The 916-nt window shown below is 72.6% G+C and carries 1 protein-coding gene; it reads left to right on the plus strand.

Annotated elements, in window-relative coordinates; translation table 11 throughout:
* Positions 1-916: hypothetical protein (locus tag MFF64_RS36545; RefSeq protein ID WP_238193914.1), on the plus strand; the 916-nt coding region annotated here is incomplete at both ends.

Below are 916 nucleotides of genomic sequence, written 5' to 3' on the forward strand. Positions count from 1 at the left end.
ACCTCCCGCGCGCCCGCCGCATCGGCGACGCCCTGCTGCACGCCCTCGGCCACGACCGGACCTTTACAGACGGCCGGATCCGCAATGCCTACCGGGCCGGCCCGGTCCCCGAGGGAGCAGCCCTACTGCCCGGCTGGTGGGACGCGCGGCAGAAACTATGGGCGGAGGACGCCTATCAGGACGGCACCGCGACCGGCAACGTCGCTTGGGCCGCCCTGGCGCTGCTGAACCTCGACGGGAGCGCCCAGGGGGCAGGCTACCGCGCGGGAGCCCGGCGCATGCTGGGCTGGATCACCGCCAACGCGGCGGATGCCCACGCGCCGGAGGGCTTCTCGGGCGGGTGCGACGGCTTCGACCCGGGGCAGACAGTCCTCGCGTGGAAATCCACTGAGCACAATCTCGACGTGCATGCGGTGGCCGCCTGGCTTCACCGGCTCGAGGGCCGGCCGGAGGATGCCCGCACCGCCGCGATAGCGCGACGCTTCCTAGACGCCGTCTACGCCCCGGGTCCCGGCGTGTTCCGCCTCGGCACGACGCCAGAGGGGCAACTTCAGCCGACCGACCACGTCGCCCTCGACACGCAGCTCTGGCCTCTGATCGGCGTCGCAGATGCTCCCGCGGCGTGGCAGAGGCCAGTCGCCTACGCCGAGGCCCATCTCGCCGCGGCGGGCGGGTTCGACTTCAACGAGGACCGCGATGGTCTCTGGGTCGAGGGCACGGCCCAGGCCGCGCTGACCTACCGAGCCCTGAGCCGGACAGCGGACGCGGAGCGCCTCCTCGGCACGATCGCCCGGCAGGTCTCCCCGTCCGGCCTTCTGTTCGCCACCGACGTGCCGCGGCTCACCACCGGCATCCGGATCGGCCCGGCGAGCACAGAAAACGACTTCTTCTACTTCCGCCGGCCGCATCTCGGCGC

The organism is Methylobacterium frigidaeris, from assembly GCF_022179185.1.
Classification (GTDB): Bacteria; Pseudomonadota; Alphaproteobacteria; order Rhizobiales; family Beijerinckiaceae; genus Methylobacterium; species Methylobacterium frigidaeris.